Origin of the sequence: Streptomyces tailanensis, from assembly GCF_008386495.1 — a bacterium.
GTDB lineage: Bacteria > Actinomycetota > Actinomycetes > Streptomycetales > Streptomycetaceae > Streptomyces > Streptomyces tailanensis.
Map to the genome: position 1 here is coordinate 1 of NZ_VTHJ01000053.1, position 5,084 is coordinate 5,084.

Below are 5,084 nucleotides of genomic sequence, written 5' to 3' on the forward strand. Positions count from 1 at the left end.
CGGTCCCGGCTCGGCCGCCCGAGCCGGGACCGCGATCGGCCGCACCGGTGGTACCGAACAGGGAGGAGACCGGTCTCATGGATGGTGCTCCCGTGGCTGAGGCCCTTCTGTACGGAGTAGAGCGCTCTATGCCCGGAGAGGAATTCGTCTCCGAGCGGGCCGAGCGGGGAAACGAGGTAGGAGGGGGCAGGGCGCCCCTGGCCGAGGAAGTGCTGGCGCTGCACCGCAAACCCGTCCTGGAGTACGCGGAGTTATGCACGGGGCCGCTACCGGGTGCAGCGGAGCTGCTCGCCGGTCAGGCCTTCCGGAACACGTACGGCGACATGGCCTCGCATGCCGGCGCCGACTCCGCATGGCGGCCCCGGCTGCTCGCGGCGGTCCTCGACGCCGCCCGGGAATGGAGCACCGACGACAGGCGCTCGTCCCTCCACCCGGACCTGCGGGACACCGAAACCCGTGCCACGCGCCGGGCGGCGTACGACCCCTACGCCACCGACCGCGGCGGCACGGGCCACCGGGGCCTGCTCCTGTACGCCTTCCGGAATCTGCCGGACCGTACCCAGGCGCTGCTGTGGCACACCGAGGTCGAGGCGGAGGACATCGAGGCGGTGGCGTCCCGGCTCGGCGCCGATCCCTCGCTGCTGAACCCCGAGCGCGCCCGCACCCTCCTGCGGGACAAGTGTGTACAGGCCCACCTCGACCTCGCCCCCGACGAGCACTGCCGCCGCCACAACCGGCTCATCGACATCCACGCCCGCCCCGACACCGGTGAGACGATGAGGGAGGTGCTCGAACACCTGCACGGCTGCGCCTACTGCGGGGCGGCGGCCGACCAACTGGACCAGTCCCCGGACCGGCTCCCCGCCCTGCTCGCCGAGGCCGTCCTGGGATTCCGCGCGGCGGACTACCTCGCGACCAGGCCCGCCCGCCTGTCGATCACGCCGGCGCGCACGCGCCCGGCGCCCGTCCCGGACCCCGCGGACGCCGAGGCCCAGCCGTCCGCCGTCGGTGACCCCACGCCGCGGCCGCGCCGCCGAGGGCCGCTGCTCATCGCCATGGGAGTGATGCTGTGCGGTGTCATCGCGGCCACCCCCATGGCTCTCAGCGGAGTCGAGGACGACCGCGAGGGCGCGGGCGGCCCGGCCCCCGGCCCCACCACCGAAAGCCCCGCCGACTCCGTCCCCGGCTCGTCCGCCGCCGACCGCACACCGCCCACCGCTTCCACACCGCCCAGCGCCTCCGCGGCGCCCGGCACGAGTGACGCCCTGGTCACGCGGCTGCGCAACACGAGGACCGGCCTGTGTCTGGATGTGGCCGTCAGGGAGCAGGTGGTGGGCGCGCTCGCGGTGACGGCGGAGTGCGCGGAGTCGGCGACCCAGGTGTGGCTGCTGGAGGACGACGGACGCATGCGGAACCAGGCGGCCCCCGGCCTCTGCCTGAACGCCCAGCCGGCCGGCAGCCTCGCCCTGCGGCCCTGTGCCGCCCAGGACGACTCGGCCGACGAAGAGCCCGGCGACACCCGGTACACCTTGGCGGCCGACGGCCTCCTCACCCTCGCACCCGACCCCGACTTGGCCGTGACACCCGTTCACCGCACCTCGGGGGCGGTCATCCTGCTGAAGCCCGTCCCACAGGACAGGGTCCGCCGCTCCCAACGCTGGCTCACCGACGACACATCCGCCGACACGCCCCTGCCGTCACAGACCGCCCGGGACACTACGGCCGCCGGATGAGCCTCAAGCTCGACGGTGGCGGTGACGGGTTGTCCGGTGGTCGTGGTGAAAGCCGGCGGATCTGTCGGCGGCACAGGGTGAGGTGACCGCGTCCGCGGTTCCGGGGGATTCCGACGGCGAAGCGACACCTTCGCCGAGGCGCCACCACCGTCGCTCATCAGCGGCCACTCGTGCGCGTACACCGCCACGGTGTGGCACAAGGCCGAGGCCTGGCGCTGAAGGTGAAGGCGCTGCGGATCCGGGGTGTAGTCGGCGACCTCGTAGAGGCGGTCGAGTCGACAGGCCTCGGTATGGCGGCCTGGCCGGCGGTCCCATAGTCGCTGGACGGCCTTCGGCGGCGGTAGTTGTCGGCGATGCGAGCGGCAGCGACGGCCGCGACCGTGAGGCCCTGGACCATGACCCGTATGACCAGACCGTACGGCCTCCGACCGCGGAGGTTGTGGGAGCGCTCCTCGCGCAGGATGCTGTGTTGACTTCCTCCCTGCCTAAGGGCGGGGGATTCCAGCGGTCGCCCGCTGGGGTTCCTGCTTCACCGACGACTGCCCCGTCCGGGAGGACTCCCGTTGAGGTCTTACACCGTCTCCACAGGCAGACGCCGCCAGCCCGGCGGCCAGGATGTTGCGTGCCGCGTTCACGTCGCGGTCATGTACGACACCGCAGTCGCACGTCCACTCGCGGACGTTCAGCGGCATCTTCCCCGCGACCGTGCCGCAGGTTCCGCACAGCTTGCTGGACGGGAACCAGCGGTCGATCACGACGAGTTCGCGCCTGTACCAGGCGCACTTGTACTCCAGCATGGAGCGCAGTTCCGTCCACGACGCGTCGGAGATGGCGCGTGCGAGACGGCCGTTCTTCAGCAGGTTGCGGACGGTGAGGTCCTCGATCACGACCGTTTGGTTCTCACGGACGAGACGAGTCGACAGCTTGTGCAGGAAGTCCCGGCGCCGGTCGGCGATCCGCGCATGGACCTTGGCGACCCCGCGCCGAGCCTTCTCCCGGTTCGCCGAGCCCTTCGCCTTCCGCGACAGCTCCCGCTGTGTACGGGCCGAGCGGGAGCGGTCGCGCCGCTCGTGCTTCGGGTTGGCGATCTTCTCCCCGGTGGACAGGGTCACCAGCGACGTGATCCCGGCGTCGATGCCGGCCGTCGCGTTCGTGGCGGGTGCCGGGGCGATGGTGTCCTCGCACAGCAGGGACACGAACCAGCGGCCCGCCGCATCGCGGGACACGGTCACCGTGGTCGGCTCCGTACCCTCGGGCAGCGGACGCGACCAGCGGATGTCCAGGGGCTCCGCCATCTTGGCAAGAGTCAGTCGCCCGTCGCGCCACTTGAAGGCGCTGCGGGTGTACTCGGCCGACGCGCGGGACTTCTTCCGGCTCTTGTAACGCGGGTACTTGGCGCGCTTGGCGAAGAAGTTTGCGAACGCCGTCTGAAGATGCCTAAGCGCCTGCTGGAGCGGGACGGAGGACACCTCCGCGAGGAAGGATAGCTCCTCGGTCTTCTTCCACTCCGTCAGCGCGGCGGACGACTGCACGTAGGAGACCCGGCGCTGCTCGCCGTACCAAGCGCGAGTGCGCTCTTCCAGCGCCTTGTTGTACACGAGACGGACACAGCCGAACGTGCGGGACAGCTCGGCTGCCTGCTCGTCCGTGGGATAGAAGCGGTACTTGAACGCCCGCTTGACCTGCTGCGTCATTCCTCACATTCTATCAGTTTCCGTGTGGGCGACGGGTGTCGGCCGGTGGATGGTGGACGCCGGTCCGCCCTGGCGACGAACCGGCTGTTCCTGCCCTGCTCCGCAGGAGCTTCGATTCCTCCCCGGCCTGAAGGCCGGGGTATCCACGAAGAAAGGCCCGGATGACATCGGCTCCCGCAGTTCGCCTCTACCGCCGCGAGGACCACGCGGCGCTCCACGACATCTGCATCCGCACTGCCCACAACGGCGGGGACAGCCGTCCTGTGTACATGGACCCCGACATCTTCCCGGCGACGTTCGCGACTCCCTACGTCCACCTGGAACCAGAACTGACCTTCGTACTGGACGACGGCGAGGGCCAGGCCGTCGGATACATCCTCGGCACCGCGAACACGACCGCCTTCGTCGGCGAATTCCGCGAGAAATGGCTCCCCTTGGTGACGGACCGCTTCCCGGAGCCCATCGGCCCACCGACCACACCCGACGAGACCATAATCGAACTCCTGCACCACCCCGAGCGCATGATCGTCGCGGAACTCGCCTCATACCCGGCCCATTTGCACATCGACCTGCTCCCCGCATGGCAGGGCAAGGGCCACGGCCGCGCGTTGATGCGCTCCTTCCTCCAAGCCCTGCACGACAGGGCTGTCCCGTCCGCCCACCTGGCCATGGCGAGCACCAACACGCCCGCCCGAGCCTTCTACGACCGCCTGGGCTTCCACGAAATCAAGGTCCCGGACCCCGGCCCGGTTACCTACCTCGGCCGCACGACGAGACAACTGAGCAACCTCTGACCAGGCGCTCAGCGTTCCTCGCGGGCCCTGCGCCGCGCGTCCAACAGCACCCGTACCGTGCCCACCGGTGGCGGGGCCACCGAGCCGCGCAGCAACCCGGCACCACGGGCATGCGCCGCCTGCGCGGTCAGCAGTTCGATCTCGATCAGCGCACCCACCAACGCCCGGTTGGGGGCGTCGACCAGAGAGGGCAGGACCCTGGCCGTCCGCAACGCGGCGCGGGCCGCCTCGATCTGGTGGTGCACCAACTGCCGTACGCCCGGCGACTCGTGGCCTGTCGCGAGCTCCTCGACCGTGACCGAGAAGCGCTTCAACACCTCGGCCGGAATGCCCAGCCGCCCCTCCCGCACGTCCTCGGCGAGATCGTTGACGAAGTCCAGCCTCTGACTGCCGTCTATGAGCGCCCGGCACCCCGCCCGGAAACGTCCGTCGTCGTTCTCCGGACCCAGCAGTGAAGCGACCAGCATGAAGGCGGGCAGCGAGTAGGCATCCACGTAGTCCTGGTAGTCGGCCTCGGTGGCGAAGCCGACGAACTCCAACTCGGCAGTGGCGGTGGACAAGTACTCCTCCACCACCCCCCGAAGCCGCGGATACGCCCCCACGGTGTGCAGCAGCGTGCGGATCAACGGATCATCGCTCACTCCTGCCTTCAGCCCGTTGCGCACCCGCTGCTCCCAGGACGCCCACGCCGCGGCACGCTGCGGCTTCGAACCGGTGTCCAGAACGTTGTCCCTGTGGTGCATCAGGGCCGTTGCCGCCACCACGTGGGGCAGTACCGGCCGCGGCAACAACAGGCGGGCGGCGAGATACGGAGCGCGGCGGAAACGCCTCACCAAGTCCCGCTGGCTGCCGTAATCCCTCCG

4 protein-coding genes are annotated in these 5,084 nt (G+C 70.2%); 2 read left to right on the forward strand and 2 right to left on the reverse strand.

Going from position 1 to position 5,084, the window contains the following annotated elements; all coding sequences use genetic code 11:
* Nucleotides 1-128 precede the first annotated feature (128 nt).
* Complete coding sequence (locus tag F3T56_RS33805; RefSeq protein ID WP_246204159.1) at nucleotides 129-1,733, forward strand: ricin-type beta-trefoil lectin domain protein; 1,605 nt, start codon at nucleotides 129-131, stop codon at nucleotides 1,731-1,733.
* A 485-nt stretch (nucleotides 1,734-2,218) separates the two neighbouring features.
* Here the strand turns inward: F3T56_RS33805 and F3T56_RS33810 are convergent, their stop codons facing one another.
* Entirely contained in the window at nucleotides 2,219-3,427 is a 1,209-nt protein-coding gene (locus F3T56_RS33810) for an RNA-guided endonuclease InsQ/TnpB family protein (protein WP_149829167.1), read from the reverse strand.
* Nucleotides 3,428-3,588: 161 nt separating this feature from the next.
* Here F3T56_RS33810 and F3T56_RS33815 point away from each other — a divergent pair, with 161 nt between their 5' ends.
* A complete protein-coding gene (locus tag F3T56_RS33815) occupies nucleotides 3,589-4,221 on the forward strand; it encodes a GNAT family N-acetyltransferase (RefSeq protein ID WP_149829168.1) in 633 nt (210 codons plus the stop codon).
* Between the two features lie 8 nt (nucleotides 4,222-4,229).
* On the opposite strand, the gene F3T56_RS33820 is transcribed toward F3T56_RS33815, so the two are convergent.
* The coding region (locus tag F3T56_RS33820) for a squalene/phytoene synthase family protein (protein WP_246204160.1) at nucleotides 4,230-5,084 on the reverse strand (855 nt) is incomplete at its 5' end.

What these genes read in the sequence shown, in the direction of transcription:
- F3T56_RS33805 (WP_246204159.1), top strand. Translation starts at nt 129, where the DNA reads ATGCCCGGAGAGGAATTCGTCTCCGAGCGGGCCGAGCGGGGAAACGAG.
- F3T56_RS33810 (WP_149829167.1), bottom strand. Translation starts at nt 3,427, where the DNA reads ATGACGCAGCAGGTCAAGCGGGCGTTCAAGTACCGCTTCTATCCCACG.
- F3T56_RS33815 (WP_149829168.1), top strand. Translation starts at nt 3,589, where the DNA reads ATGACATCGGCTCCCGCAGTTCGCCTCTACCGCCGCGAGGACCACGCG.